29 protein-coding genes are annotated in these 24,450 nt (G+C 64.5%); 18 read left to right on the top strand and 11 right to left on the bottom strand.

Going from position 1 to position 24,450, the window contains the following annotated elements; translation table 11 throughout:
* The first annotated feature begins 3 nt into the window (after window positions 1-3).
* On the top strand, window positions 4-1,629 hold the full coding sequence (locus tag CFR72_RS08460) for a Hint domain-containing protein (protein WP_110913540.1): 1,626 nt from the start codon (window positions 4-6) through the stop codon (window positions 1,627-1,629).
* Window positions 1,630-2,060: 431 nt separating this feature from the next.
* Here the strand turns inward: CFR72_RS08460 and CFR72_RS08450 are convergent, their stop codons facing one another.
* Entirely contained in the window at window positions 2,061-2,741 is a 681-nt protein-coding gene (locus CFR72_RS08450) for a hypothetical protein (protein WP_408869962.1), read from the bottom strand.
* A gap of 509 nt (window positions 2,742-3,250) precedes the next feature.
* Here CFR72_RS08450 and CFR72_RS08440 point away from each other — a divergent pair.
* On the top strand, window positions 3,251-3,430 hold the full coding sequence (locus tag CFR72_RS08440; RefSeq protein WP_110913538.1) for a hypothetical protein: 180 nt from the start codon (window positions 3,251-3,253) through the stop codon (window positions 3,428-3,430).
* A 55-nt stretch (window positions 3,431-3,485) separates the two neighbouring features.
* On the opposite strand, the gene CFR72_RS08435 is transcribed toward CFR72_RS08440, so the two are convergent.
* The 4 genes from CFR72_RS08435 to CFR72_RS08420 form a co-directional block, all read right to left on the bottom strand.
* The gene (locus CFR72_RS08435; RefSeq protein WP_146220685.1) at window positions 3,486-3,761 is read right to left on the bottom strand and encodes a hypothetical protein; all 276 of its coding nucleotides are present in this window, start codon (window positions 3,759-3,761) and stop codon (window positions 3,486-3,488) included.
* A gap of 229 nt (window positions 3,762-3,990) precedes the next feature.
* Window positions 3,991-4,362, bottom strand: a complete 372-nt coding sequence (locus CFR72_RS08430) for a hypothetical protein (RefSeq protein WP_110913536.1) — start codon at window positions 4,360-4,362, stop codon at window positions 3,991-3,993.
* 121 nt (window positions 4,363-4,483) lie between these two features.
* Window positions 4,484-4,945 carry a surface-adhesin E family protein gene (locus CFR72_RS08425; RefSeq protein WP_233044328.1) on the bottom strand — a complete coding sequence of 154 codons (462 nt, stop codon included), beginning with the start codon at window positions 4,943-4,945 and terminating at the stop codon, window positions 4,484-4,486.
* A 145-nt stretch (window positions 4,946-5,090) separates the two neighbouring features.
* Entirely contained in the window at window positions 5,091-5,465 is a 375-nt protein-coding gene (locus tag CFR72_RS08420; RefSeq protein ID WP_110913579.1) for a hypothetical protein, read from the bottom strand.
* A gap of 164 nt (window positions 5,466-5,629) precedes the next feature.
* Between CFR72_RS08420 and CFR72_RS08415 the strand changes: the two genes are divergently transcribed.
* Both CFR72_RS08415 and shc read left to right on the top strand, forming a co-directional pair.
* On the top strand, window positions 5,630-6,199 hold the full coding sequence (locus CFR72_RS08415; RefSeq protein ID WP_110913535.1) for a TetR/AcrR family transcriptional regulator: 570 nt from the start codon (window positions 5,630-5,632) through the stop codon (window positions 6,197-6,199).
* Window positions 6,200-6,317: 118 nt separating this feature from the next.
* Window positions 6,318-8,366 (top strand): squalene--hopene cyclase, encoded by a 2,049-nt coding sequence (shc, locus tag CFR72_RS08410; RefSeq protein ID WP_233045263.1) that lies wholly within the window; start codon window positions 6,318-6,320, stop codon window positions 8,364-8,366.
* 229 nt (window positions 8,367-8,595) lie between these two features.
* Here the strand turns inward: shc and CFR72_RS08405 are convergent, their stop codons facing one another.
* Entirely contained in the window at window positions 8,596-9,204 is a 609-nt protein-coding gene (locus CFR72_RS08405) for a TetR/AcrR family transcriptional regulator (protein WP_110913533.1), read from the bottom strand.
* Window positions 9,205-9,304: 100 nt separating this feature from the next.
* Here CFR72_RS08405 and CFR72_RS08400 point away from each other — a divergent pair, with 100 nt between their 5' ends.
* The gene (locus CFR72_RS08400; RefSeq protein WP_110913578.1) at window positions 9,305-10,711 is read left to right on the top strand and encodes a coniferyl aldehyde dehydrogenase; all 1,407 of its coding nucleotides are present in this window, start codon (window positions 9,305-9,307) and stop codon (window positions 10,709-10,711) included.
* An 88-nt stretch (window positions 10,712-10,799) separates the two neighbouring features.
* Here CFR72_RS08400 and CFR72_RS08395 read toward each other — a convergent pair whose 3' ends face one another.
* Window positions 10,800-11,507: a YoaK family protein gene (locus CFR72_RS08395; protein ID WP_110913532.1), complete on the bottom strand. Its 708-nt coding sequence runs from the start codon at window positions 11,505-11,507 to the stop codon at window positions 10,800-10,802.
* A 93-nt stretch (window positions 11,508-11,600) separates the two neighbouring features.
* Between CFR72_RS08395 and CFR72_RS18280 the strand changes: the two genes are divergently transcribed.
* The 3 genes from CFR72_RS18280 to CFR72_RS17180 all read left to right on the top strand — a co-directional run bounded on the left by CFR72_RS18280 (window position 11,601) and on the right by CFR72_RS17180 (window position 13,244).
* Window positions 11,601-11,723: a hypothetical protein gene (locus tag CFR72_RS18280; RefSeq protein ID WP_279629160.1), complete on the top strand. Its 123-nt coding sequence runs from the start codon at window positions 11,601-11,603 to the stop codon at window positions 11,721-11,723.
* A gap of 22 nt (window positions 11,724-11,745) precedes the next feature.
* Window positions 11,746-12,939 (top strand): aldose epimerase family protein, encoded by a 1,194-nt coding sequence (locus CFR72_RS08390; protein ID WP_110913577.1) that lies wholly within the window; start codon window positions 11,746-11,748, stop codon window positions 12,937-12,939.
* 116 nt (window positions 12,940-13,055) lie between these two features.
* Window positions 13,056-13,244, top strand: coding sequence for a hypothetical protein (locus CFR72_RS17180; RefSeq protein WP_146220684.1), 189 nt, complete (start codon window positions 13,056-13,058; stop codon window positions 13,242-13,244).
* A gap of 190 nt (window positions 13,245-13,434) precedes the next feature.
* Here the strand turns inward: CFR72_RS17180 and CFR72_RS08385 are convergent, their stop codons facing one another.
* Window positions 13,435-13,938 (bottom strand): hypothetical protein, encoded by a 504-nt coding sequence (locus CFR72_RS08385; protein WP_233044333.1) that lies wholly within the window; start codon window positions 13,936-13,938, stop codon window positions 13,435-13,437.
* 133 nt (window positions 13,939-14,071) lie between these two features.
* Window positions 14,072-14,707: a hypothetical protein gene (locus CFR72_RS08380; RefSeq protein WP_110913531.1), complete on the bottom strand. Its 636-nt coding sequence runs from the start codon at window positions 14,705-14,707 to the stop codon at window positions 14,072-14,074.
* A gap of 364 nt (window positions 14,708-15,071) precedes the next feature.
* Here CFR72_RS08380 and CFR72_RS17525 point away from each other — a divergent pair, with 364 nt between their 5' ends.
* The 6 genes from CFR72_RS17525 (at window position 15,072) to CFR72_RS08355 (ending at window position 19,941) form a co-directional block, all read left to right on the top strand.
* The gene (locus CFR72_RS17525) at window positions 15,072-15,248 is read left to right on the top strand and encodes a hypothetical protein (RefSeq protein WP_167400337.1); all 177 of its coding nucleotides are present in this window, start codon (window positions 15,072-15,074) and stop codon (window positions 15,246-15,248) included.
* Between the two features lie 136 nt (window positions 15,249-15,384).
* Window positions 15,385-16,374: a hypothetical protein gene (locus CFR72_RS08375; protein ID WP_110913530.1), complete on the top strand. Its 990-nt coding sequence runs from the start codon at window positions 15,385-15,387 to the stop codon at window positions 16,372-16,374.
* On the top strand, window positions 16,371-16,721 hold the full coding sequence (locus CFR72_RS08370) for a hypothetical protein (RefSeq protein ID WP_110913529.1): 351 nt from the start codon (window positions 16,371-16,373) through the stop codon (window positions 16,719-16,721). Before CFR72_RS08375 ends, CFR72_RS08370 begins: the two co-directional genes overlap by 4 nt.
* Window positions 16,722-17,012: 291 nt before the next feature.
* Window positions 17,013-17,546, top strand: a complete 534-nt coding sequence (locus tag CFR72_RS08365) for a hypothetical protein (RefSeq protein WP_146220683.1) — start codon at window positions 17,013-17,015, stop codon at window positions 17,544-17,546.
* Between the two features lie 534 nt (window positions 17,547-18,080).
* Window positions 18,081-19,148, top strand: coding sequence for a restriction endonuclease (locus CFR72_RS08360; protein ID WP_167400336.1), 1,068 nt, complete (start codon window positions 18,081-18,083; stop codon window positions 19,146-19,148).
* Window positions 19,149-19,608: 460 nt separating this feature from the next.
* Entirely contained in the window at window positions 19,609-19,941 is a 333-nt protein-coding gene (locus CFR72_RS08355) for a DMT family transporter (RefSeq protein WP_110913526.1), read from the top strand.
* Between the two features lie 193 nt (window positions 19,942-20,134).
* Here the strand turns inward: CFR72_RS08355 and CFR72_RS17800 are convergent, their stop codons facing one another.
* Window positions 20,135-20,557: a hypothetical protein gene (locus CFR72_RS17800; RefSeq protein WP_208629996.1), complete on the bottom strand. Its 423-nt coding sequence runs from the start codon at window positions 20,555-20,557 to the stop codon at window positions 20,135-20,137.
* Between the two features lie 306 nt (window positions 20,558-20,863).
* Here CFR72_RS17800 and CFR72_RS08345 point away from each other — a divergent pair, with 306 nt between their 5' ends.
* A complete protein-coding gene (locus CFR72_RS08345) occupies window positions 20,864-21,568 on the top strand; it encodes a hypothetical protein (RefSeq protein ID WP_110913525.1) in 705 nt (234 codons plus the stop codon).
* 113 nt (window positions 21,569-21,681) lie between these two features.
* Here CFR72_RS08345 and CFR72_RS08340 read toward each other — a convergent pair whose 3' ends face one another.
* Window positions 21,682-21,924: a hypothetical protein gene (locus CFR72_RS08340; protein ID WP_110913524.1), complete on the bottom strand. Its 243-nt coding sequence runs from the start codon at window positions 21,922-21,924 to the stop codon at window positions 21,682-21,684.
* Window positions 21,925-22,206: 282 nt separating this feature from the next.
* Here CFR72_RS08340 and CFR72_RS08335 point away from each other — a divergent pair, with 282 nt between their 5' ends.
* The 3 genes from CFR72_RS08335 (at window position 22,207) to CFR72_RS08325 (ending at window position 24,369) form a co-directional block, all read left to right on the top strand.
* On the top strand, window positions 22,207-22,815 hold the full coding sequence (locus tag CFR72_RS08335; RefSeq protein WP_110913523.1) for a glutathione S-transferase N-terminal domain-containing protein: 609 nt from the start codon (window positions 22,207-22,209) through the stop codon (window positions 22,813-22,815).
* 71 nt (window positions 22,816-22,886) lie between these two features.
* Window positions 22,887-23,546 (top strand): hypothetical protein, encoded by a 660-nt coding sequence (locus CFR72_RS08330; RefSeq protein WP_110913522.1) that lies wholly within the window; start codon window positions 22,887-22,889, stop codon window positions 23,544-23,546.
* Window positions 23,547-23,760: 214 nt separating this feature from the next.
* A complete protein-coding gene (locus CFR72_RS08325; RefSeq protein ID WP_110913521.1) occupies window positions 23,761-24,369 on the top strand; it encodes an acetate uptake transporter in 609 nt (202 codons plus the stop codon).
* The last annotated feature ends 81 nt before the right edge of the window (window positions 24,370-24,450 follow it).

Below are 24,450 nucleotides of genomic sequence, written 5' to 3'. Positions count from 1 at the left end.
GAAATGGCGAACAAGTATACTGATTACCAGAATGCAAAATATACGGTTACGCTGGACAGTGACGGCAACGAAACCAGCAGCCAGGTCTTCCTGATCGACACGGCCGACAATTCGGATGATCCCACCGCATCCCCCGCATCCCTGCCGCTCAACAGCGATGGCAGCACGACCCTTCAAGTCCAGACGCTTTCTGAATATAACAGCGAAAATGCGCAGGAGTCCGCCGGTTCGGGCGGGACGGTCTATGACCAGGGGTTCGGAAGCGGCACCCAGACGCTGGAACTGAACAGCGTGTATGACAACGGCGTCAATACCGGCTTTGTCGATGCCACGCTCCAGAGTCCCGATGGCGGCACCGTGACGACGGTCATGCAGCAGACGCCGTATTCCACCCATGACGGGCAGATCCTGTACTCGCCGCCCCAGACGACGAACAACATGGATAATGGCAAGGTCGTGGACACGAACCAGTCCGGCCCGTCCTACGCCTACCTGACGGATACGACCTATACGACGTCCAACGACGTGCCCTCCACCATCACCGCGACCAGCAACGGCAACGATTTCACGCCCGCCACATCGGTGCCGAGCACGCCGTGCTTTACCGAAGGCACGCTGCTGCTGACCCCGCGTGGCGAGGTCGCGGTGGAGGACCTGCGCGTTGGGGACGAGGTCGTCACCGCGTCCGGCGCGCACCGCCGCGTCCGCTGGCTTGGCCATCGCCGCATCCTGTGCCTTGGCATGCCCGCATGGCGCCGCTACATCGCGCAGCCCGTATGCATCACCGCGCACGCCATCGCCCCCAACGTCCCCACGCGCGACGTCATGGTGTCGCCCGGACATGCCATCGCCATGACCCTGCGTGACGGCACCGACGTGTTCGTTCCCGCCAGCACGCTGCTCAACGGCATCAGCATCACGCAGGACGACCGGGTGGAGGTGCGCTACTGGCATGTCGAACTCGACAGCCATGACGTGCTCATGGCCTCGGGCCTTGGCAGCGAAAGCTTCATGGATGTCGGCAACCGCCACGAATTCGCCATCGGGGCAGAGGGCCTCGACCCGCAGCGCACGCCCGGACTGATCCACAAGCACGCCCTGCCCTTCCATCAGGAAGGCCCCGTCATCCGCGAACTGCGCGAACGCCTGCTGGCGCGCGCGCATGACATGGGATGGCGTCCGGCGCAGGATGCGGGCCTGCACCTGATGGTGGACGGGCGACGCGTGGACCCCGTCATGGCCGGCGGCCTGACGCACTTCGCCTTCCCCGCCACCGCGCGCACCGTCACCGTGCACAGCGCGACCTTCCTGCCAGCATATCTCGGCCTCGACGCACGGGGCGACGTACGCGCGCTTGGCGTTCAGGTGCACGAGGCATGGATCGGCGACAGCCACACCGGCGGCGGCGCGGCGCTGGGCCTGGACCATCCGCTGCTCGCCCCCGCGTTCCACCCCGACGAGGGACGCGACGGATGCACATGGCGCTGGACCACCGGCATGGCCCGCCTGTCGCCCGGACTGTGGGCCGGCCGCCGCGGCACCGTCACCCTCAGCCTGCAGGTCAACCACGCCGCCCACACCCGCTGGACCCTGTCCGACGCAACGCCGGACATCGCCCGCGCGGCCTGACGGAACAGGACACAGGGGCGCTGCCCCTGCACCCCGCCAAAGGGCATTGCCCTTTGGAAACCAGAACTTTTTAAACAGATCAGGGTGCAGGGATCGCGATCCCTGCCGGGTCCGGAGCAAGCCGCCCGGGTGTGGCATGTGCCGACTGCCTCAGGGGCGTTGCCCCCGAACACCCACCAAAGGGCATTGCCCTTTGGAAACCAGAACTTTTAAACAGATCAGGGTGCAGGGATCGTGATCCCTGCCGGGTCCGGAGCAAGCCGCCCGGATGGTCCATGCGACGACTGCCTCAGGGGCGTTGCCCCCGAACCCCCACCAAAGGGTATTACCCTTTGGAAACCAGAACTTTTAAACAGATCAGGGTGCAGGGAGCGCGCTCCCTGCCGGGTCCGGGCAGAGCCCGGATGTTCCATGCGCCAAGGAAGCGGGGCTTATTGCTTGGCCGAGAATGTTGAGACGCTGGAGGAGGCCGAGGTTGCCGACTGTGTTGGCGCGGCCGGGATGGCCGGGGTGGCGGGTGTAGCGGGAGTGGCCGGGACGGTGGGGGCGGCCGGGGCGGCGGGTGTCGCAGGCGTCGCGGCCACCGTGGGCGTGGTGGGTGTGGCGGGCGTGGTGGAGACGGTGGCGGATGGGGTCACGTCGGGCGTCTTGGGGTCGCTGAATGCCGATACCGGGCCAAAGATACCGGCCTTGACGTGGCGCATCGACGTGACGGGCTTGCGGATGCAGCCGCGCGTCACGATGGAACAGACGCCGTCCGTGCCGACTATTTCGTCGTCATCGCCGCTGTAATGCAGGTCCGTGACCTCGCCATTTTCGATGCGGATATCGGCAATGCAGGTCTTGCCCGCACCGCCCAGCGCCGTCTGCGTCAGGTTGACGATCGTCTGTAGCGGGATGAACGTGGAATCGTTCGTCGAGGGAATGTTCAGGGTCCGGCTATATTCAAAAATCTGGATGCCGGGGCTCAGTTCCTTGACCTTGTCCGGGATTCCCACGCACGACTCCACCTCGTCGGCGCGCATGCCGATCATGGTCAACTGCGCACGATGCGCGGTGCGGGAATCGGTATAGCCACATCCCGCCAGTCCAGCCAGCGGCAACAGGAACATCCACGAACGCAAACAGCGGGAAACAGGCGCGGAGGGGAAAGGATAAACTGTCATTTTCTCTCTTGATGACGGGGACAAAGGGAGAATTATGAAAAATGTCTGAAGATTTATTGATGATCGCCTTCATCTAAAGGAATCTTATACTCAAAAGTCCATCGCTTTTTTGTAAGATAATGACACCTGTGGCTTTCATGCACGCCATGGCCGAAACGGATCAGGCGGCGCGCGCCGGCCGGGGGATTGCGATTCGGGGGAAAGGGTCCGTGTGGTTCCGCGGCCCGGCGTGCGGGCGGCGGATGGCTGCGCGCGGTGCATGCCCGCCATCGGGACAGGGCGGGAACCCGCGGGACATGGCGCTTTTCCGCCAATATGGAATGGGGCGGGAAAATGATCGGGATCGCCTGTCATTTTCCGCATTGACTTGCGCCCCGGCCGGGGGCATCAGGCGCGACCGCCTACGCATCGAAGTCGTTTTTGGGGGCGTCTGATCCGCCCCGGGAAGCCACGCCATGTCCATTTCCTGCCTGCACTCCACCACCGCACGCCCGCCCCGCACGCAACGCGCCCTGTACCGGGTGCGCGAGGCCATGCGTGATATCTGGATCGGCCCCGTCATCGCATTGGGCAGCGTCCTGTGCGGCGGGTTCTTTACACTGCTGACGCACCTGCTTGGCCACGGCGCGCCCTGAACCACGCCGCCCCGCGTTTCACCTGAAAATACCGCTTGCCGAAGGATAACGCCCTTCAGTGCAGGCCATCGCCGCGGGGCGTGGTGTCAAGCCAGCCGCGCAGGATGCGGCGCACGCGCACCCATGCGATTGCGCGGCGGAAGTCCCCGGTACTGAGGAAATAGCCCGCGCGCGTCGTGGCCACCTGCAATGCCTGCGGCCCGAGCGCCTTGAGCATGTCGCACGCAAACTGCGTGGGATCATCAAACAGGGCCGCGTCCGGCGGCTTTGGCTGTTTGCGATCTTTGGCGCGTTCGATCATCAGCATCAATCCGATTCCGCGTCTGTCCATTCACGACAGGAACCCGACGAAGGCACCCCCGCAAGAAAACCGTCCCCTGCTCCCCCCGCAAGACACGGCATTGCACCTACCATGCCTGGCAAGTCTAGGTTATGGGCAATTTCTTACGTTGATCTGCATCAATCCTGAATTCAAAAAACAACAACCCAGGGTTTCATACGGAAATACAGGGGAATGGGCGCATATTTTACAATATATTCATGATATATTGTAAGAATACTTATTCTTTCCTGACCAGCGACATGACAAAGAGGCCCACACCAATCGCCAGCAGCCCGAACAGCACAGCCAGAGGTTGCAGGTACAGGACCAGCAGCACGACAAAGAGTACAAACAGCGACGCATATTTCAGGCGCCGGTCCTCGCCAGAGAACAGGTCGTTGATCCCCATGCGGATCAGCGCCAGCGCCTGGCGCGCCTGTGTGGCCGCCGGATCGGCCGCGATCACCTGGAACCCGGATTTCTCCAGCCGTTCCAGCACGTCGCGCGCCTGTGCCCGGCGGGCGGCGTCATTGGTGGGGACGACAGTGGGCGCCGCACCCGGCGCGGGCGCAAGGGCATCGGACAGGGCGGCGACGATTCTGCTATCCATGGTGTTTTCCCCACTTTCACGCCGCGCGATCGCCGCGTTTTCACATCGTTTTCCACATTACTGACGGATTTATCCACACGGTTACCCGCGCGCCTATCCCCGAATCTGTGGGTAACCCGGATCAGCGCCCGCACGCAATGCGCCGACCGTCCTCCAGCGAGGGATCGACCGTCATTTCCCCGCGCGGCACCGGCCCGTCCGCCAGCTTGCGCCCCCTGCCCATATGGCCCGACCACGTGGCATAGGACAGGGTGCGGTACGTGTTGGCGGCGCAGTTGTACAGGACCGAAAACCGGACGGAGGCGAACGGCAGGCCGTGGCTGATCATCTCGTCATCGAAATCCTGCACGAACGTGGCGGAGGCATGGCTGCCGTGCACCCGGATGGAGGAACGGTCGATATATTCCGTCACCTTGTTCTGGTACGGCGGCAGTTTCTGCAGCACCGGGGCCTGCTCCGCGCCCGATGCCGGGGCCGTCGCCGTGGCCGTGGCCGTGGTCCCCATGGGAACCGCCAGTGCCGCGGGCGCGCCGGTGGCCATCATCAGTATCGACGCCATGGCCAGTGCCACACGATCCTTCATATGCTCCTGTCTCCATTGCATGCGGCGCCAGTGGCGGCATGCCCGTATTTATGCAGTTCCGGTGTATATCCCATACCGCAACAGGTTCGCATAGGGCGGATGCCGCAATGCAGCATGCCCCCGGCGCGACGGGGCGGGCCGGGCGTCATTCCCCCGCGATCTGGCGAAAGCGCGTCCACGACATCTTGTCGCGAAAGATGAACAGGACGTAGTAATCCTTGTGCCGCGTGCGGGTCATCGTGGCATTGGCATAGAACGGGAACACGTCGAACGGCCCGTCATAGCCCGCCGGTATCGGGTCGGAGCGCAACTGGCTGCGCACGCGGAACAGGGGCGAATATTCGTGGCTTGGCCCGGCGTTGCGGCGGACATGGTACAGGTTCTTGCGAAAGCGGCGCAGGCGGTCGGGCAGGATGAAGATCATGTTGCGTTCGATAAAGCTGTCAACCGCATCATGGTTGCGCAGGTACTGCATGTCCGGCGTCATGTCGCAAAAGAAGTTGTAGCCCCGGATAATCATGCCACCCCCCAGATATTCCCCGCGCACCCGCGTCACGATGCGCGGTCATATCATACCCGCCCCGACATACGACAGCACGTGGCGGGGTTGAAACGCATCGGGGCGTGGTTTAATTCCATCCGGCTGGATTGAAACCACGCATATGAGACCGGATACGAGGCCCCATGGCGCGACCCAAGACAATCGACCGTGAAAAGGTGCTGGAATGTGCCGAACAGGTGGTGCAGCGCGCGGGGGCAAGTGCGCTGACGCTGGACGCCGTGGCGCGACAGGCGGGCATTACCAAGGGCGGGCTGCAATACTGCTTCGGCAACAAGGATGACCTGATCGCGGCCCTTGTCGAACGCTGGATCGCCGCGTTCGACATGCAGGCGGCGCTTCATGGCGGGCCGGATGCCTCGCCCCTGGCGCGGGCGCGGGCCTATGTCCGGGTATGCAGCCAGATCGACGACGCAACGCGCGCGCGCATGGCCGGGATGCTGGTGACGCTGCTGCAATCGCCGCGCCACCTGCAACGCATCCGCCAGTGGTATGCCGGGTGGTTCGGCCTTGATCCCGCGACATCCCCCGACACCGACCCGGCGCAGGCCGGGCGCATCCGCACCCTGCTGTTCGCGGCGGAGGGTGCTTTTTTCCTGCGCAGCCTTGGCTTCATCGACATGGCGCAGGCACAATGGGACAGTGTGTTCGCCGACATCCAGAACATGCTGTCCACCCCCGCCCCGGCCATGTAGAGCCTTTGCCGACGTCCAACCTTTTCTATTTCTTGCTATCTTGCACGGATATTTACAGACGATGGATACGACAGGTCACTCCCCCTCCCCCGCCGCCGATACCCTTGATGCGGCCCCCATGGCCACCGACCGGGGCCGCACCGGCGCCACGCCGCTCATGGCGATGGGCAACAGCCTGACGCACGCCATTTCCGGCGCCTGCGACTGGCTGATGGGGCAGCAGAAGGCGGATGGCCACTGGGTCGGTTCTGTCGGGTCCAATGCCTCGATGGAGGCGGAATGGTGCCTGGCGCTGTGGTTCCTGGGGCTGGAGGACCATCCCCTGCGCCCGCGCCTGGGCAATGCGCTGCTGGAGATGCAGCGCCCGGACGGGTCGTGGGGCGTGTACCATGGCGCGGGCAATGGCGACATCAACGCCACGGTGGAGGCATATGCCGCGCTGCGCTCGCTGGGCTATGCTGCGGACACGCCCGCGCTGGAACGCGCCGCGACGTGGATCGCGCGCAAGGGGGGATTGCGCAACATCCGCGTCTTCACCCGCTACTGGCTGGCGCTGATCGGGGAATGGCCGTGGGAGAAGACGCCCAACCTGCCGCCTGAAATCATCTGGTTCCCCAACAAATTCGTCTTCTCCATCTACAACTTTGCCCAGTGGGCGCGTGCGACGCTGGTGCCGCTGGCGATCCTGTCGGCCCGCAGGCCCAGCCGCCCGCTGCGCCCGGACGACCGGCTTGACGCGCTGTTCCCGGAGGGACGGACCCACTTCGACTACACCCTGCCGAAGAAGGAAGGCGTGGATCTGTGGTCCACCTTCTTCCGCAGCACGGACAAGGGCCTGCACTGGTTGCAGACGAAGGTCCTGCGCCGCAGCACGGTGCGCGAGGCCGCGATCCGCCACATGCTGGAATGGATCATCCGCCACCAGGACGCGGATGGCGCGTGGGGCGGCATCCAGCCGCCATGGGTGTACGGCCTGATGGCCCTGCATGGGGAGGATTACCAGTTGCACCACCCCGTCATGGCCAAGGGTCTGGCGGCGCTGGACGATCCGGGCTGGCGTCATGACCGGGGCGATGCGTCGTGGGTTCAGGCGACCAACAGCCCGGTATGGGACACGATGCTCGCACTCATGGCGCTGCATGATGCGGGGGCACAGGATCGTTACACCCCGGAAATGGACCGCGCGCTGGACTGGCTGCTGGCGCGGCAGGTGCGCGTGCGCGGCGACTGGTCCATCAAGCTGCCGGATGTCGAACCCGGCGGGTGGGCGTTCGAATATGCCAACGACCGCTATCCCGACACCGACGACACCGCCGTCGCGCTGATCGCGCTGGCCCCGTGCCGCAACCGCCCGGAATGGAAGAAGAAGGGCGTGGACGCCGCCATTGACCGTGCGGTCAACTGGCTGGTGGCGATGCAGAGCGAATGCGGCGGATGGGGCGCGTTCGACAAGGACAACAACCGCAGCCTGCTGTCGAAGATCCCGTTCTGCGACTTTGGCGAGGCACTGGACCCGCCCTCGGTCGATGTGACGGCGCATATCCTCGAGGCGTTCGGCCTGCTGGGCCTGCCGCGCGACATGCCCGCGATCCAGCGCGGCCTGGCCTATGTCCGGGCGGAGCAGGACCCCGCCGGCCCGTGGTTCGGGCGCTGGGGCGTGAACTATGTCTATGGCACGGGCGCGGTCCTGCCGGCGCTGGCCGCGATCGGGGAGGACATGACCCAGCCCTACATCACCCGCGCGTGCGACTGGCTGGTGGCGCACCAGCAGGAGGACGGCGGCTGGGGCGAAACCTGCGCGTCCTACATGGACCCCTCCGCCATCGGGCGGGGGCAGACCACCGCGTCACAGACGGCGTGGGCGCTGATGGGCCTGATCGCGGCCAACCGCAAACAGGACCATCCCGCGATCGCGCGTGGCTGCCGCTACCTGATCGACAGCCAGCAGCCCGACGGAAGCTGGCATGAGGAGGAGTTCACCGGCACCGGCTTCCCCGGATACGGTGTGGGCCAGACCATCAAACTCGACGACCCGATGCTGACCAAGCGCCTGTCGCAGGGCGCGGAACTGTCGCGTGCGTTCATGCTGCGCTACGACCTGTACCGCCAACTGTTCCCCATCATGGCCCTGAGCCGCGCCGCACGCCTGATGAAGGCGTCGGGGTGAGCCGGGGGTTTCCGGACGCCGCCTTTTTCTGAAAAGGCGGCGTTCCTTCTGCCTTTTGCAGGATGTTGGCGGGGGCGGGCTTTCGGGACGGCCCTTCGCCATGTTTACTGGACCCTGACAGTAAGTTTCCTGTTGACCCGTTTCATAGCCGACAGGCGGGATACGCCTTCATGCCGGTCATCAGGCAAAGCTTTTCCAGCTCCGAAAAGCGGACATTGCCTTAGCCCGATCAGTCGCTGCGGCACATGCCATCCAGCAAGACGTCCAGCGCGGCCGGTACTGGCGTTGGCCCGACCTTCTCCTCAAGCAACTGATTGCTGAGTGCCAGCATGGCCAGGCCATGCACCTGCGCCCAGCTTGCCGCTGCCAGGGCATTGACGGCAACCGGCCGAAAGCTTCCGTCGTGCTGTCCCCTTTCGAGAAGTCCCAGCAGAATGCCGAAGGTCGCCATGGCCGCGTCATGCAACTGCGGGTCCATCGCCTTGTCGGCATCGACACTGAACATCAGGCGATAAAGGCCGGGGTTGTGGCAGGCAAACCCGATACAGGCCTGCGCCGCCGCCATGAATTGCGCGCGCGTGGACGGCTGATCGGGGGACATGGCCGCTGTCAGGCTCTCCCCAAGCCGGACGAAGCCGATCCGGGCCAGTTCCCGCAGCAGCATCCCGCGATCCCGGAAATGCTTGTACGGGGCTGCATGACTCACCCCCGTGCGCCGCGCCACTTCCCGCAGGGTAAAAGCCCAGTCCTGGTCCGCAGCCAGCATGTCCAGCGCCGTGTCAACCAGGGCGCGACGCAGGTCGCCGTGATGATAGGGGCGGTCATTGGTTTCACGCATTCGCGAGGTCCATGTTTACACAAGAAACTTTCATTGACACCGGATCGTCATGCTCCATACCCTGCCTGCATAAGTTTCTCCTGTAAACATGGGGGACGTGATGTCCGATGTTACTCCTGCTGACCTGCATCGTCTTCTCGACCGCCAGCGCGCGGCGTTCCAGCAGGCAGGACCACCCGACCTGAAACAGCGCCGGACCGACCTGCGCCGCCTGAAGGCCGAAATCCTGACGCGCCGCACCGAAATCGTGCGCGCCCTGAACACGGATTTCGGCCAGCGCCCGGAACGCGAAAGCGCCATCGTGGAACTGATCCCGCTGGTGCAGTCGATCAATTACATGATCGCGCATCTGGGACACTGGATGAAACCGCAGCGCCGCCACGTCTCGGCCTATTTCCAGTGCGGTCGCGCCTGGGTGGTCCGGCAGCCGGTGGGTGTCGTGGGCATTATCGCGCCATGGAACTATCCGGTCTCGCTTGCCCTCGTGCCGCTGGCGACGGCGATTGCGGCTGGCAACCGGGCCATGCTCAAGCCGTCGGAATTCACACCGGCCACATCGGCGGTGATCGGCCAGATCGTTCAGGCCGCCTTTCCGGCGGAGCAGGTTTCCGTCGTGACGGGCAATGGCGACGTGGGGGCCGCGTTCTCGGCCCTGCCCTTCGATCATATCCTGTTCACCGGCAGCACGGCGGTCGGAAAGAAAGTGGCCGAGGCCGCCGCGCGCAACCTGACGCCTGTCACGCTTGAACTGGGCGGAAAGTCGCCCGTGGTGATCGAACCCGGTTTTTCAATGCAGCGGGTGGCGGACCGCGTGGCGTTCGGGAAGCTGACCAATGCCGGGCAAACCTGCATCGCGCCGGATTACGTGCTGGTTCATGAAGACGACAGGGACGCCTTTGCCGCAACCTATCAGGACGCCGTGAAAAAGCAGCATCCGGGTGGGTATGTGGGGTCGCCTGATTATACGGCCATTCTCAACACGCATCATTACGAACGGCTGGGCAATCTGATCGACAATGCCGCGGCACAGGGCGCGCGGGTGATCCGGCTGGGACGTGATTCAGCTACGGGTCATGTCATGGCCCCCGTGCTGCTGCTGGATGTGACACCGCAGATGGCGGTCATGCAGGAGGAGATTTTCGGTCCCGTCCTGCCCGTGCTGACCTATCGCACGCTGGATGACGCGATCGCCTTCATCAACGCCCGTCCCCGGCCGCTGGCCCTGTATTATTTTGGCGACAGCCGCGTTGAACGCGACAGGGTGCTGAAGCACACGGTTTCAGGAAACGTGACGATCAACGGCACACTGATGCATTATGTGCAGGACGATCTGCCATTTGGCGGCGTGGGGGACAGTGGCATCGGGGCGTATCATGGCAAGGAAGGCTTCATGGCACTCACACATGCCCGTGGTGTGTACCGACAGGGACGTTTCAATGCGGCAACACTGCTTCAGCCGCCATTCGGCAGGCTGACCGACGTCATCACCAATCTGATCCTGCGATGACGACGCACTCTGCTTGTCGGGCATCGCGTTGATGCGGCGTGTGCCGCGCGACCCGATACCCTCGCCACTCCACTTCCCAACCCGCCACCTACTCACGCGACAGCGCCCCCGGCAGGGCAAGGCAGGCGAGAAGTCCCGCCAGCAGCACAAGCAGCAGCCCCGACCACCAGCCATACAGGAAGGCCCCGCCAACACCGCCCAGCGTGAAGGACACGACGATCGCGGCATGCAGGCCCAGCCGTTCACGCGTACCGGCCCGCCGGTCCGGGCCGGCCGGGTGAAAGAACGCATCCAGCCAGTCCGCCAGTTCCAGCCCCACATCGGTCAGCATGCCCGTCATATGGGTGGTGCGCACGCGCGCCCCGGAAATGCGCGTGACCGTGGCGTTCTGGAGCCCCATGAGGAAGCTCAGCCCGTAGGCCAGCATCGGGCCGCGTGGCTGGAGTGGGGACAGCAGGTCCACCGCCCCCAGCAGCCCGAGCAGGCAGGCCTCCAGAAGGATGCTGCGGGCATAGATCGACGGCACGCGGCGACGCCGCCCCGCATTGACCAGCAGCGCCGACAGCACGGCGCCGACGACAAAGGCCACAACCAGGCCACAGCAGGACAGGACCGTCGCCATGCGGCCTTCATGCAGGCCGTTCGCCAGGGCGGAGACATTTCCGGTCATGTTGGCCGAATAATAACCGACGGCAAGGAACCCGGCGGCGTTCACCGCACCGGCAATCGCCGCCAGCGAACACCCCAGGCGTCGGTCGATGATGGCGTTGCGCTCCTCCCCTTCATGAACAAGCACCCGCCCCTCCCGCTTTCGCCAGTTCCGACCGGGGGCAGCGTAACAGCCACCGCTTCGTGCAACAAAATTCCCGCTTCGTGACCGCGTCGGGGGATGCCGCCAGACCCGACACCCTGCGCCACGGTGCCATGCGTGCGGCGCGGGGCGTGGCGGTTGCCCCGGCGGGCGGGCGGCGGCATGATCGCGGACATGCGCCATGCCGCGCCATTCCCCTGATATCGCAGGACATCCCCCGACCATGGTTTCCCCGTTGCGTCCCGTCTGCCTGATGCTTGCGGCCCTTGTGCCGATGGTGGGGGGCCTGTCCGCGGCACGGGCCGCGCCCGCCCGCACGGGCGCCGTCAGTTTCACGAGCGCCCCCTTCGGCACCACCGACGATGGCCGCGCGGTGGAGCAGTTCACCCTGCGCAACGCCCATGGCGTCAGCGTGCGCTTCATGACCTATGGCGGCACCATCACCGCGATCGAGACCCCGGACCGGCATGGCGACATCCGTGACGTGGTGCTCGGCTTTCCAACGCTGTCGGGCTACACCCATGACAGCGCGCGCGGCGGCCTGTTCTTTGGCGCGATCGTCGGGCGGTATGCCAACCGGCTGGCGCGCGGGACGTTTTCGTTGCAGGGCCATACCTATCACGTTCCCATCACCGCGCCGCCCAACGCGCTTCATGGCGGCACCAAGGGGTTCGACAAGCAGGTCTGGACCTTCGAGGGCGAAAGTACCGACGCCCACGGCGCCAGCGTCACGCTTGGACTGGTCAGCCCCGATGGCGACCAGGGCTTTCCCGGCACGCTGCATGTGCATGTGACCTACCGGCTGGATGACACCGATACCTTCAGCCTGCATTACACCGCGACGACCGACCGGCCCACGGTGCTGAACCTGACCAACCACAGCTATTTCAACCTTGCGGGCGAAGGCAGCGGCAGCATCGAAAACCATGTCCTGCGCATCAATGCCGATACCTTCACGCCCACGGACGCGACCTCCATCCCGCTGGGGCCGATCGCGACCGTCGCGGGCACGGCGCTGGATTTCCGCACGGCCCACCGCATCGGCGACCACCTGCGCGATAACGACCCGCAGATCATGTATGCCCGTGGCTATGACCAGAACTGGATCATCAACGGCCCCGCCGGGACCACGCCGCGCCTTGCGGCACAGGTCAGCGACCCGGCATCGGGCCGCATGATGGAGGTCTGGACCACACAGCCGGGATTGCAGGTCTATACCGCAAACTCGCTCGACGCGACATATGCCGGGGTGTCGGGCCGGGCCTATCGCCAGACCGACGCCGTCGCGTTCGAGGCCGAGCATTTTCCCGACTCCCCCAACCATCCCGACTTCCCCACCACGGAACTTCGCCCCGGCCAGACGTTTGACCAGACGACCCTCTACCGCTTTGGCGTCAGCGGGGCGAAAGGCCGCTGACCCCTGCCACAGGGCGTCGCGGCCGGGGGATCAGCCCTGATTCGCCAGAGGACGCCTTTTTCTTTTGCCCGCGCGTGTCTAAATAGATCACCAGAACGTGAGCATAAGGAAGATTCATGATGTGGACAGGCATGGCACGCATGTTGTGCGTCGCGGGACTTCTGGCCGGTCTGGGGGCCTGCGCATCACGCCAGCCACCCAGCGACCCCAGCCAGAGCGGCGGCGTGGGCGTCATGACCGGATCACCGGGGCAGGATGACAGTTCCGACGGGCCGGGTGGCTCCGGCGGCCCCGGCATGGGCTGAGGCCGCCTCCCAGGGGGATGTTACCCGTGGGAGACCATGATTTTTTAAATGAATCAGGGTGCAGGGATCGAGATCCCTGCCGGGTCCGGGCAGAGCCCGGGTGTTTCATACGAAGACATCCTCAGGGGCTTTGCCCCCGAGACCCCCACCAAAGGGCATTGCCCTTTGGAAACCATGACTTTGAGGGGGTTTAGCGTCGTTTTGCGCCTGTGGTCTTTTCGGGCAGGGCGAGCCAGTGGATCCGGGCGTCGCGCAGTTCGAAATTACGCTTGCCCTGCACGCCCATGTCCCCGAACGGGTCATAGACGATGCCGGTCACCTCGGCCTTGCACTGCGGGCGCATGCCGGTGTCGCCGCACATCTGCTGCGCTTTCTCGGACGACGCCGCCTCCAGCGACGCACCATCAAGCGGCACGCTGCCGTTCCAGTTCACGCTGCCGGGCAGGTCGTCGATGCGAAACGCCGCACAGGCCGCCCCCCCGGTATTGGCCGACGCGATATAACAGGTCAGCGTCACGCGCTTGCCCACCAGCGACGGCCCCTGCGCCAGCAGGGTCGGCACGTCCATGACGGGCGTCGGGGCGGCAGGCGGGGCATGGCGGGCGGCGGCATGGGCCATGCCCGACGTCATGGCGCACATGGCCGACGCGGCCACCGCCGCACGCCATGCGCGCCCATGAAACACTCGATTCACCTTTTCTGTCCTCCGTGGGGTCAATGCACTTGATGGGCGGGATTTTTTCCCATCCCATCCGCATTGTCACCACGGGGCAGAGCGCAGGCAGTCATGCACTGGTCGCGGTGCGGCCCTGCCGCCCCCTGCCGGGTCAGAACGGATTGGCGCGACTGTCGGGTGCGTGGCCAAGGTCGGCGAAGTGGTTGGTTTCCGCACAGCCACGGAAACGGTCCAGCACCGGCGCGCTGCCGGTCAGCGTCATGTTGACGACCGTGCGTTCGCCATACTGCACCGTCGCCTGCTGCCCGCGTTCCATCCCGTTGAGCAGTTCGGCCATCTCCTTGGGCTTCAGGTCCACCGACAGCGTCGTCGCGTCGTTGGCCTGCATGTGAAAGACATGCTGGTACGCGCCGATGCGCACCGTCATGTCCCCCGTGGAGCCGGGCGTCAGCGTCCAGTGGTCATCCGCGCTGCGCATCTGTAGCGAATCGGCATCGGCACGGACCATCAGCACCTCGTTCTCCGCCCCTGCGATGCACAGGTCGGTGTGCAGGCCATGGTCGGGGGAATGGTGGATGGCCACCCACCAGTCATGGCGTTCGTCGATGGTCATGGCCGGGGGCGGCGCGGGTTGCGGGTCGGGCGTGGCCAGCGCCTGGCGCGCGCCGGCGGGCGAATGCGCCCACTGCGTACTGTCCTGCAACTGCCCCGCCTCCTGCGCACCCGCCATGGCCGGCAACGCGGACAGGGCAACCGCCCCTGCGATAAGGAACTGGTATATCTTCACTTTGCAACAATCCCGTAGTTGCGACCCATTGGTTGACCCGATCCCGCCGCCCCGATGCGGCCGGCCGGGCATGTCCGGCGATGGCAACGCATGTCCCCGTGGCGGCGACCTGACATATATTGTCACTTTATCTTGACAAAAAAAGGGCATAGGCATGGTGGTGCCTGTTCCCGTGGTATTTTATATGAAAAAGGCCACGTTGTACGCGTGGCGTGTAAAACCTGACATAGCATGATGTCCTGATCCCGGGGCAATGCAGGGTTGCCATATTATGAACGTATTCTGGTCGTGATTTTATGGCATGGACAGGGCAATGAAAAATACTAAACAAGATTTTCAGATCCATGACCCCGTGGCCCATGCCATGAACATGATTCGTCTGTTCGGCGCGCGGGCGTCGGGCATCGCGAACCTGCGTTCGGGCATGTGCTTCAGCGCGGGCGACCTGGAAATGGCCGTCACATGGGCGCGCGTGCGCAATTCCATCCAGAACCTGATGGACGAGGGCGACATCATCCCCCCGTCACGCCTGGCGCACTGACCCCTCCCCTTCCCCTTACGTCCTTCCCACCGTGACCGTGGGCTGCGCCGCACGCCATTGAGGCGCACAGCGCGGCGGGTTATCATGCGCGCCAAGTGCAGTGGCGTTGTCACCAGACGGAGGGAAACAGGTCGGGATGCGCATTTTTTCTGTCGCGGCCCCGGCTGTCGCATCCATCCGCATGGCGGGCGTCGCGGTGCTTGGCCTTGGCCTGGCCCTTGCGCCGTGCGTGCCCGCGCCCGCCGCCATGGCGCAGGAACAGGCTGGCGCGCAGGATGCCGGGTGGTCGTTCTCCCCCGACGGGGCGCAGGGACAGCCGATGGTCATCTCGCGCCAGAACCAGCTTGACGTGATGTTCTACCGCACGCCCACGGGGTCGCTCGGCATGGCGGTGCATGACCTGCACAAACGCTATCGCAACCCGTCGGGCGTGACCACGGTGGGGGTCGTGATCGGCAAGTTCGAACTGGTGCTCCAGATCTTCTCCAAGGGGCGGAAATGGGACACGGCGGGCGGCGACATGAAACCCGACGCCGTGGCCGACCTGATGCAGCAGTTGCATGCCACCACCACCGGCGCGCTGGTGCCCCCCGAACGCAACCCGGTGCCGTTTTCCGTCGTGGGCGCGGCCAATGCCCTGTCGCAGATGGGGGAATATGCCTCCGCCCATGCGTTGTGGATGCCGCCGCCGCTGGGCCCCGAGCCCGCCGCCCGCAACACCGCCCCCCCGCAGGATATAGAGAAGCTGGCCCACCACCCCTATGACACGCAGCACGGGCGCGCGGTGGCCCTGCCGCATTATCCCATCGCCCAGAACTGCGCCCGCGCGCATGTGGAAATGCAGGACAGCGACGCGGACTGCATCAGCGCGGAACAGAAAAGCCAGGCCGCCCTGTCCGGGTCATGGGCACGTTATGACAGCGACCTGAAAAGCGCGTGCCTGAACATGGCGGGCGATGTCGGACGGCTGGAGAAATACCAGGCGCTGGAGATGTGCCTCTCGCGCTATCAGGACGACCGCAGGCAGTGGCAGCTTGTCTCCGGCTCCTCCGGCAGTGACGACATCATGCCGCACGACCATCCCGCCACACCGCCCACAGACCCCACGGGAAACGCCAGCAGATGAAGAAATCCTGCCTTGCGGTCCTGATGTCCGCTCTGTTCTGCGGGCATGCCATGGCGCAGGCCCCCACCCCGCGGGAGGCGGCGAAACAGACGGGCCTGATGATCGCACGGCAGAATTTCACCGTCCCTGAATATATGCGCAAAACCGAACAGGAAGGCAGCGGGGCCGTCATCGCGCAGCGCTGCCTGAAGGCCTATCCCGACGACGCCTCCGCGCGCCAGACCTGCGCCATGGTTGCCGTGGCGGAGGATTACCGCCTGTTCAGCGACACGGTGAAGGACACCGACGGCGACGCCACCGCCCCCACACACGCGCCCGACGCCACCGCCGCGTCCCGCCCGACCTGACGCGCCGCCCCCGCCGCGCGACCGGCGGCAGGGCGCACGCACCGCTCCCCCTTTTCACGACAGCACCCCCGACGCCACCGCGCCGGGACGCTCCGCCGTGCCCTGTTGGCGGCACGGAACGGGGGCCTTCCCACACGGGCAGGGTCCGCGTGTAATCGTACAATATCAGTTCTGTATTCCCGTAAAATAGATGCAGATTACATGCCTGTTTTTAATAAATTGTATTGCATGACCGGCCCACATATCATGAATACATAATGATTCCTTCGGTAAAAGTAGAATATATTGCGGATGTTTAGGAATTTCACTTTCGCATGTCTTGTGCTGCTGCTTGGTGGCGGGAGTGTCCATGCCGCCACCGTGCAATACCTGCCGGGACCGCCGCCCGACCCGCACCATGCCCATACCCGCTTTGGCGATGCCGATACCTCCAGCGGGATGCTCAGCATCGCGGGACAGCAGACCCTGCCGCGCGCGGCGGGGAACGGGTCCCTGTTCGTGGAGAAGATCGGACAGGTGGGCGATACGGATTTCCTGCTGCTGACCTCCACCGGCAATGCGCTGTGTCCCGCCAGCTATTCCATCGTGCGGGTGGATTCCTCGGGCATTGCCATACCGACCGCGTTCTTTGGCAACTGCAACGACCATCACGAGGTCCAGATCGTCCACGGGCAGGACATCGCCGTCATCCAGCCTGAATTCACCAGCAGCGAAGCCGACACCCCCCGCACCATCACCGTCTATAGCAACAGCACGCGACGCCTCGCCGAAAACGGCACCCCCCTGCGCGCGGGATGCCCCAATAACCTGTGTGACGGGTTGTAGGGGGCCATACACCCTCAGGGGCTTTGCCCCCGAACCCCCACCAAAGGGCATTGCCCTTTGGAAACCATGACTTTTAAACGAATCAGGGTGCAGGGAGCGCGCTCCCTGCCGGGTCCGGGAAGCCGCCCGGGTGTGGCATGCGTCGATGTCCTCAGGGGCTTCGCCCCCGAACCCCCACCAAAGGGCATTGCCCTTTGGAAACCATGACTTTTGAACGAATCAGGGTGCAGGGAGCGTGATCCCTGCCGGGTCCGGGCAGAGCCCGGGTGTGGCATGCGTCGATGTCCTCAGGGGCTTTGCCCCCGAACCCCCACCAAAGGGCATTACCCTTTGGAAACCATGACTTTTGAACGGATCAGGGTGCAGGGAGCGCGCTCCCTGCCGGGTCCGGGCAGAGCCCGGGTGTGGCATGCGCCAACGCCCCCGCACAGTGGCCTCGCCAAGTGATGAATTGTGGGTTAACTGTCTGGAATGACGTGTGTACGAAAAGGGAACATTCTCCGCCCCTGCGCGCTGGCGGCCATGGTGGGCCTGATGACGGACCCGGCGGCGGCGCAGGGCGCGGTCTATCGGGTGCCGGCGCAGGCCATCGGATGTGCGACACCCATCGCCACGCGGCACCTGTCGGACGGGATCGTCGGGGCGGGATGCCGCCATGCGGGAACGGCCGCGCGCTGGACCCTGGTGCAGCGCGACGGGGACATCACCGCCCTGCGCCGCGATGACGGGCGGCGTGAACGCACGCTGTATTTCCGCACCCATGACGTCACGCAGGTCCCCGCGTCGGGCATGGTCGCACGGTGCTGGCACTGGCTGCGCGATGGGGTGGCCAGTGTCCGGGCGGCACTGGTGGCCCATTCCGGCGACATGGGACTCGGGCGGTATGCGCATCTGGTGCTGGCGGGTGGGGCGGTGCTGCTGGGGTGGCCGGTGCTGTGCCTTGTCGCGCGGTGGTGGGCGCGACGGCGGGCGCGCGCGATCTGTGCGGCGCTGATTGCACGACATACCGAGACACTGCGCCTGCGGCGGCGGCAGTTACTGGGCCGCAACAGCTATGGCGTCATCAAGCCGGAGAAATGGCACCGCGAACGTGACGAGTTCATCGCCACCATCCTGCGCCCGGCCCTGCGCACGGCGGGGCGCGCGGCGCAGTGGCCGCGAATCGCCCCATGGGTCACCGCCCGGATCGAGCAGGCCGCACGCGGCACGCCGCAACGCCCCGACATTGTCGGCCCCGGCATGGACCCGCTGGAATATGAACAGTACTGCGCCGCCGAACTGCGCCATGACGGGTGGCAGGCCGAAACCACCGTCGGCAGCGGCGACCAGGGCGCGGATATCATCGCCACGCGGCGGGGCCTGCGCATGGTGGTGCAGTGCAAGCTTTACAGCCGTACCGTCGGCAATGACGCCGTGCAGCAGATCACCGCCGCGCGCGCCCATTACAACGCGACGGTGGCGGCGGTGGTGTCCAACGCGGCCTATACCCGCGCGGCACGGCAACTGGCCCGCACCAACGGCGTCTGGCTGCTGCATCACGACGAACTGCGCGGTCTGGCGCAGCGCCTGAAACATGGCGGCAGCCCGGCGGCGACGGCGTGATGCCCCGGTGCGGCGATGCGCGGCCGGATTATGTCAAACTGTGTTTTTCATGGCCGGGCATCACGTTATAACATGACGCCCGTTTCCATGTGCCACCCGCATGCCAGTTTCCCGGCACATCCGGCGGCACCGGATGCGTAACCATGGACCGATTTCCCGGTTTTCCGGGCATCAGTCCTGTTTACGCGTCGTGTCCTTCGGCAGCGGTTTTTCACGCGGCACGCGACGGATGTTGATAAGAAGGTGGGCAATCATGCGTGCTGAGTTGCTCATGGCTCATGTCTCCTATCTCCTCTATACATATAAAACGTGGTGAAAGCGAAGGTTTCATGCGTCATCACGGAAAAATTCCGACATGGACCGTGACCGTCCGTGACGTGGCCGGGACCGCGCCGATCCTGTAAAGGCGACGCGACAGGCCGGGGCATCGTGCCCGCCGGCCATCGGGAGGGACGCGGCCATGGCCTATCTGTATCTGGCGCTCGCCATCGGGGCGGAGGTCACGGCGACTTTCTTCCTGACCCTGTCGGACGGATTCACCCGTCGCCTGCCATCCTGCGTGACGGTGGTGGGATACCTGACCGCATTCTATGCCCTGTCACAGGCCCTGCGCACGATTCCCACCGGCGTCGCCTATGCCATCTGGTCCGGGGTCGGCACCGTCGCCATCACGGTCGTATCGTGGGCGTGGCTGGGACAGAAACTCAGCCTTGCCGCCATTGGTGGCATGGCGCTCATCATCGCCGGGGTCATGGTGATGAACCTGTGCGCCGGCACGTCCGGCCACGGATGATCCCGCACGATCCGGGGACGTGATCCCTGCCGGGGCCGGGGCATGCCGCCCGGCTGTTCCATGCGACAGTAACGCCGCACGTTCAGGGGCGTTGCCCCCGCCCCCACCAAAGGTCGCGGACCTCTGGCAACCGGGGCCTTGATCAACAGGTCTGGGTGCAGGGGGCGTGTCCCTGCACCGCTCGGGGTGTGGCCTATCGGCGGCCGCCGCCACCGTGACCGCCACCGCCACCATGGCCGCCGCCACCGCCGCCGCCGTGACCACCGCCGCCACCCGGACCACCAGGACCGCGCCCGCCGCCAAAGCCACCACCATGGCCGCCATCATGACCACCCGGGCCGCCGGGGCCATGTCCGCCGCCGAAACCGCCATGGCCGTCGGGCCCACGTCCCGGACCACCACGTCCCGGGCCACCGCGCCCATGGTCGCCATAAACCGGGTAGCCCCCATAATAATCGCGCCCGTAATAGCCGCCGTAACCACCGCCGCCATACCCGCTGTAATAATCGTATCCGCCGTAATAGTTACCGCCGTACCCGCCCGGTCCACCCGGACCGACACAGGCGCACAGCGCACCGGCAAGGGCCAGTACCGGCATAAATCTGATGGGGTTCATGTTCCTGTCTTTCCACTGTCCATCCTGTATCGTCACGATCATCCGCCAGAACCGCGATCAGAACAAGGCACGCGAATGACCATCATGTGGCAGTGTACCACCCGTTTGCCGGACGGCCGTGCGGGACGCATCACGCGGCCATGGCAATAACGGTGGATATGTGGCGATCCGCGCCGGGGATGACACAAAATGCCCATACCGGCGCTACACTCCCGCCATGTGGCCGGGTGAGTGAGGGGAAACCGGCGTCAGATATGACGCGCGGCGTCTGGCCGGGTTTTCCGGTCCTGCTCCGAAGGTTGTACAATGAACCGACTTTTCACGTCCGCCCTTCTCCTGTGTGCCACGATGTCGCTCTGCGCATGTTCCGTTGCGCAACTGGAGGCGCGCAAGGCGCATTACCTCGACCATATGGGGGAGGCGCGGATGCAGCGTAAGATTACGGTACGCAGCGAACCGTGGCAGCCCTTCATCATCGTCAGCCAGGAACATGCCTATTCCGACAGCAATTTCTTCAATAGCTGGCTTCAGGCGCTGGTCATCAAGAAAGACGGCGCGGTCTCGCGCACGGGCGGGGGAACCTACAGGGCGGGGGATGTGATCTACATGCTCAGCTCCGACCTTGCCGCGGCGTCCGGGATCTACAGCCACATCGAATATAACGGCCCCAATGGCCCGCAATATGCAAAAATCATTGATGGCGACCAGAGCGTATCCTGCTGGGACCGCACCAACACCACGCCCGATGGCAAAATCCATGACACGGGGGAGCAGAGCTGCAGCTATGAAAGCCAGATGATGGTCCCGCTACGCGCATCCACCATCACCTATATCACGCAGCAGGCGACCCCGTGGGAGGTCCGCTTCGTCACCGACCATCCCGACCGCGATGGCGACCGCCGCGACATCGTCACCGCATCCGAAGCCCGCGCCCTGGTGGACCGTGTGAACGAGGTGCGCGCGAACCTTGGCGCCCTGCACGAAGCCACCGCGCAGAATTACCAGCCATAACGAAACCCCGCCCCCATACGGCATGCGGCGGCCCCCCCGGATGGGAGGGCCGCCGCAGCAGCATATTTTCCAAAACCCCACCGCAAGAGGGCGGCGGGAATGGAATAAAGTTCCTATTTCTTGGCCGCCGCGCGTTTTCCAAGCAACTGGATTTCCGCCGCGCTCATGTTTTCCGGCTCAACCGTGCCCTTGCGCGCGATCGCCTGTTCCTCTTCGGTGGCATGTTCGCCACACTTGAGGACATGTTCGGAAAGGCGCGCGGTTTCCGCCTGCGTCATCAGGTCCGGCGAATGGGTGGCCTTGCGCACCAGGTCATGGATGGAACCGGCGGCATGGGGAACACGATGTTCTTTCATTATACATAACTCCTTATTGTAAAAGCATATGTGGAGCATGCGGCCTTGTATTCAATCGACAAAAGGACATATTTTTTATATGCGGGACGAGGTAATTGATATTTACATATCAACCATGCCCACAGGTCCGCGCATTACTTCTGCCTGACCGGCACTGTTGCGGTACGATGGCGGCGGGCGGATACTTTGCACGGCGCGCGGCATGTGCAACCCTTCCTGCCCGGACGGGACGGCCCCGCAACACACCGTCCCGATAACCGAGACAGACAGGAGGCGCACGCCATGAAACTCTACTACACGCCGGGCGCATGTTCGCTGGCCGCGCATATCATCCTTAATGAAACCGGCCTGCCGCACGAGGTCGAGCAGGTGGACCTGAAGGCCAAGAAAACCGCCAGCGGCGGCGACTACCTCGCCATCAACCCGCGCGGCGCGGTGCCCGCGCTGGAGATCGCGCCGGGCGTGGTCCTGACGCAGAACGTGGCGGTCCTGACCTATATCGGCGCGCAGTCGGACATCCCCGCCCTGCACCCCGCCCCCGGTTCGCTGGAGCAGTATCGCCTGCTCGAGGCCATCGGCTTCTGCGAGGACGTGCACAGCGCATTCGGCCCCATGTTCGCGCCCGACCTGCCCGATGTGGTGCGCGACCGCCAGTTGGCCAACATCAGGCGCCGCATGACGCAGGTGGAGGCGATGCTGTCCGCCAGCGGCGACGACCACATGCTGCCGGTGGGCTTCACGCAGGCGGATGCGCTGCTTGCGGTGATCCTGAGCTGGGCGCCGCATGTGAATGTGGACCTCTCCCCCTACCCCGAGGCCAGCGCCCTGCGTGACCGGGTGTTCGCCCGGCCTGCGGCGCAGAAGGCGATGAAGGAAGAAGGCCTGGCCTGACCGCCCCCGCCCGTGCGCCCGGCCTTTGGCGCGCGGGCCATCATGACCGCCCCATTCCCCCAGGGACCGCGATGACCATCGACCTTTCGACCAATTTTTTCTACGACCGGGAGGATTGGGAACATTTCATCAGTTCAATGCTGTCGGGGGTCAGTTTCCACCCCACCAGCGTACTGGTGCGCGCGCTGTATCCACGCACGCCGGACGGGTATGAGGCCATCCATTACAACAACCACTGGGTCGCGCTGTCGTACGGCTTTGTCCTCGCCTTTACCAAGGACGAACACATCATCTTTCCCGCCTTCGGGATCGAGGTCCCGCTCCGGGGCGGGTGGCCCGAATACTTCACCATGCATCACATCACCTACATGACCGCCGTCAAGGAGTGTTTCCTGACGTTCAGGCAGGACGTCAACGCCCTGCATGACCGGCTGGAACGGACGCTTGTCCGGTTCGATCCCGAACTGCGCCTTGTCACGGATGACGATTGCGGCGTGTATGTCGAAAGGAACGGCAGGGTCATCGCGCACGGCACCATCACCGTCGAACAGGAGGTTCCCGACCTGCTGCGGCAACTGGCACGCAACCTGAAATCCGGCATCGTCCTGCCGATCGATGCGCAGGAACGCCGCCGCGAACGCCGCAAGCCCCAGTTGCGGCGCGTCTATATCAATGGCGGGGGGAAGGAAATGATTGACAATTATGTCCTCAAGACCCGGCGCAGGTCCTGAGGCAACGCGAAGAACGCCACTTTTCCCTGCGCCGGGCCTGTCGCAAAAAGCCGTGCCCACATAACAGTACGCAGACGTTCAGAAGTTTTTGGTGAAGCTTTTTTTAAAAAGCTTCGAGAGACGCCGCCCAGGAACCTTCTGTCGCGCCATTAAGGCAGATTTTAATATCCCGTGCCCGATCATTCGTGACATGTTTTGTCATGATTTACCCGCCATGAAATGGAATCGCGGCATGACACACAATTCGGCAAAAGCAGATCCGGCCCCGCTGGGGCTGATGGGATTTGGCATGACGACTGTCCTGCTGAACCTGCATAATGCGGACCTTGTCCCGATGGGGGGCGCGATCCTTGCCATGGGACTGGTGTTCGGGGGGGCGACGCAGTTTGTCGCCGGGCTTTTGGAATATGCCAATGGCAATACGTTCGGCATGACGGCGTTCATGTCGTATGGCGCGTTCTGGCTGTCGCTTGTCGTGCTGCTGTTCCTGCCGCACTGGGAACTGGCGCCTGCGTCCTCACCCGGCCTGATGGGCAGCTACCTGCTGATGTGGGGCCTGTTCACCGCCATCATGACGATCGGTACAATACGGGCGTCGCGCATGCACCAGGTTGTGTTCTCCAGCCTGACCGTGCTGTTTGCCCTGCTTGGCCTGGCGGAGATCCTGCAACAGCCGGTACTGACGCTTGTTGCGGGGTACGAGGGACTGTTCTGCGGTTTCAGCGCCATCTACCTTGCCGCGGTGGAACTGCTTGCGGGGCAGGTGGGCCACGCAACCGCGCCAGTGGACGTCACCCCCCTGCCTGTCGAGGTGCCCGCCTGAAGGAACGCCGCCTTTTTCGATCAGAAGGCGGCACCCAGAAACTTCTGTTACTTTCCCCGACTTTCCCGAAACGACGGACCT

This window comes from Gluconacetobacter entanii, assembly GCF_003206495.1.
Taxonomy (GTDB): domain Bacteria; phylum Pseudomonadota; class Alphaproteobacteria; order Acetobacterales; family Acetobacteraceae; genus Novacetimonas; species Novacetimonas entanii.
The sequence above is the reverse complement of the archived record's forward strand: the minus strand, read 5'-3'. Positions and strand labels throughout refer to the sequence as shown.

What these genes read in the sequence shown, in the direction of transcription:
- shc (WP_233045263.1), top strand. Translation starts at nt 6,318, where the DNA reads ATGGCCACCGACCGGGGCCGCACCGGCGCCACGCCGCTCATGGCGATG.
- CFR72_RS08375 (WP_110913530.1), top strand. Translation starts at nt 15,385, where the DNA reads ATGCGCATTTTTTCTGTCGCGGCCCCGGCTGTCGCATCCATCCGCATG.
- CFR72_RS17180 (WP_146220684.1), top strand. Translation starts at nt 13,056, where the DNA reads ATGATGTGGACAGGCATGGCACGCATGTTGTGCGTCGCGGGACTTCTG.
- CFR72_RS08435 (WP_146220685.1), bottom strand. Translation starts at nt 3,761, where the DNA reads ATGGACAGACGCGGAATCGGATTGATGCTGATGATCGAACGCGCCAAA.
- CFR72_RS17525 (WP_167400337.1), top strand. Translation starts at nt 15,072, where the DNA reads ATGAACATGATTCGTCTGTTCGGCGCGCGGGCGTCGGGCATCGCGAAC.
- CFR72_RS08400 (WP_110913578.1), top strand. Translation starts at nt 9,305, where the DNA reads ATGTCCGATGTTACTCCTGCTGACCTGCATCGTCTTCTCGACCGCCAG.
- CFR72_RS08330 (WP_110913522.1), top strand. Translation starts at nt 22,887, where the DNA reads ATGACCATCGACCTTTCGACCAATTTTTTCTACGACCGGGAGGATTGG.
- CFR72_RS08345 (WP_110913525.1), top strand. Translation starts at nt 20,864, where the DNA reads ATGAACCGACTTTTCACGTCCGCCCTTCTCCTGTGTGCCACGATGTCG.
- CFR72_RS18280 (WP_279629160.1), top strand. Translation starts at nt 11,601, where the DNA reads ATGCCGCCAGACCCGACACCCTGCGCCACGGTGCCATGCGTGCGGCGC.
- CFR72_RS08355 (WP_110913526.1), top strand. Translation starts at nt 19,609, where the DNA reads ATGGCCTATCTGTATCTGGCGCTCGCCATCGGGGCGGAGGTCACGGCG.
- CFR72_RS08365 (WP_146220683.1), top strand. Translation starts at nt 17,013, where the DNA reads ATGTTTAGGAATTTCACTTTCGCATGTCTTGTGCTGCTGCTTGGTGGC.
- CFR72_RS08420 (WP_110913579.1), bottom strand. Translation starts at nt 5,465, where the DNA reads ATGATTATCCGGGGCTACAACTTCTTTTGCGACATGACGCCGGACATG.
- CFR72_RS08405 (WP_110913533.1), bottom strand. Translation starts at nt 9,204, where the DNA reads ATGCGTGAAACCAATGACCGCCCCTATCATCACGGCGACCTGCGTCGC.
- CFR72_RS08430 (WP_110913536.1), bottom strand. Translation starts at nt 4,362, where the DNA reads ATGGATAGCAGAATCGTCGCCGCCCTGTCCGATGCCCTTGCGCCCGCG.
- CFR72_RS08360 (WP_167400336.1), top strand. Translation starts at nt 18,081, where the DNA reads ATGACGGACCCGGCGGCGGCGCAGGGCGCGGTCTATCGGGTGCCGGCG.
- CFR72_RS08390 (WP_110913577.1), top strand. Translation starts at nt 11,746, where the DNA reads ATGGTTTCCCCGTTGCGTCCCGTCTGCCTGATGCTTGCGGCCCTTGTG.
- CFR72_RS08425 (WP_233044328.1), bottom strand. Translation starts at nt 4,945, where the DNA reads ATGAAGGATCGTGTGGCACTGGCCATGGCGTCGATACTGATGATGGCC.
- CFR72_RS08440 (WP_110913538.1), top strand. Translation starts at nt 3,251, where the DNA reads ATGTCCATTTCCTGCCTGCACTCCACCACCGCACGCCCGCCCCGCACG.
- CFR72_RS08415 (WP_110913535.1), top strand. Translation starts at nt 5,630, where the DNA reads ATGGCGCGACCCAAGACAATCGACCGTGAAAAGGTGCTGGAATGTGCC.
- CFR72_RS08325 (WP_110913521.1), top strand. Translation starts at nt 23,761, where the DNA reads ATGAAATGGAATCGCGGCATGACACACAATTCGGCAAAAGCAGATCCG.
- CFR72_RS08335 (WP_110913523.1), top strand. Translation starts at nt 22,207, where the DNA reads ATGAAACTCTACTACACGCCGGGCGCATGTTCGCTGGCCGCGCATATC.
- CFR72_RS08370 (WP_110913529.1), top strand. Translation starts at nt 16,371, where the DNA reads ATGAAGAAATCCTGCCTTGCGGTCCTGATGTCCGCTCTGTTCTGCGGG.
- CFR72_RS08450 (WP_408869962.1), bottom strand. Translation starts at nt 2,741, where the DNA reads ATGTTCCTGTTGCCGCTGGCTGGACTGGCGGGATGTGGCTATACCGAT.
- CFR72_RS08340 (WP_110913524.1), bottom strand. Translation starts at nt 21,924, where the DNA reads ATGAAAGAACATCGTGTTCCCCATGCCGCCGGTTCCATCCATGACCTG.
- CFR72_RS08460 (WP_110913540.1), top strand. Translation starts at nt 4, where the DNA reads ATGGCGAACAAGTATACTGATTACCAGAATGCAAAATATACGGTTACG.
- CFR72_RS17800 (WP_208629996.1), bottom strand. Translation starts at nt 20,557, where the DNA reads ATGAACCCCATCAGATTTATGCCGGTACTGGCCCTTGCCGGTGCGCTG.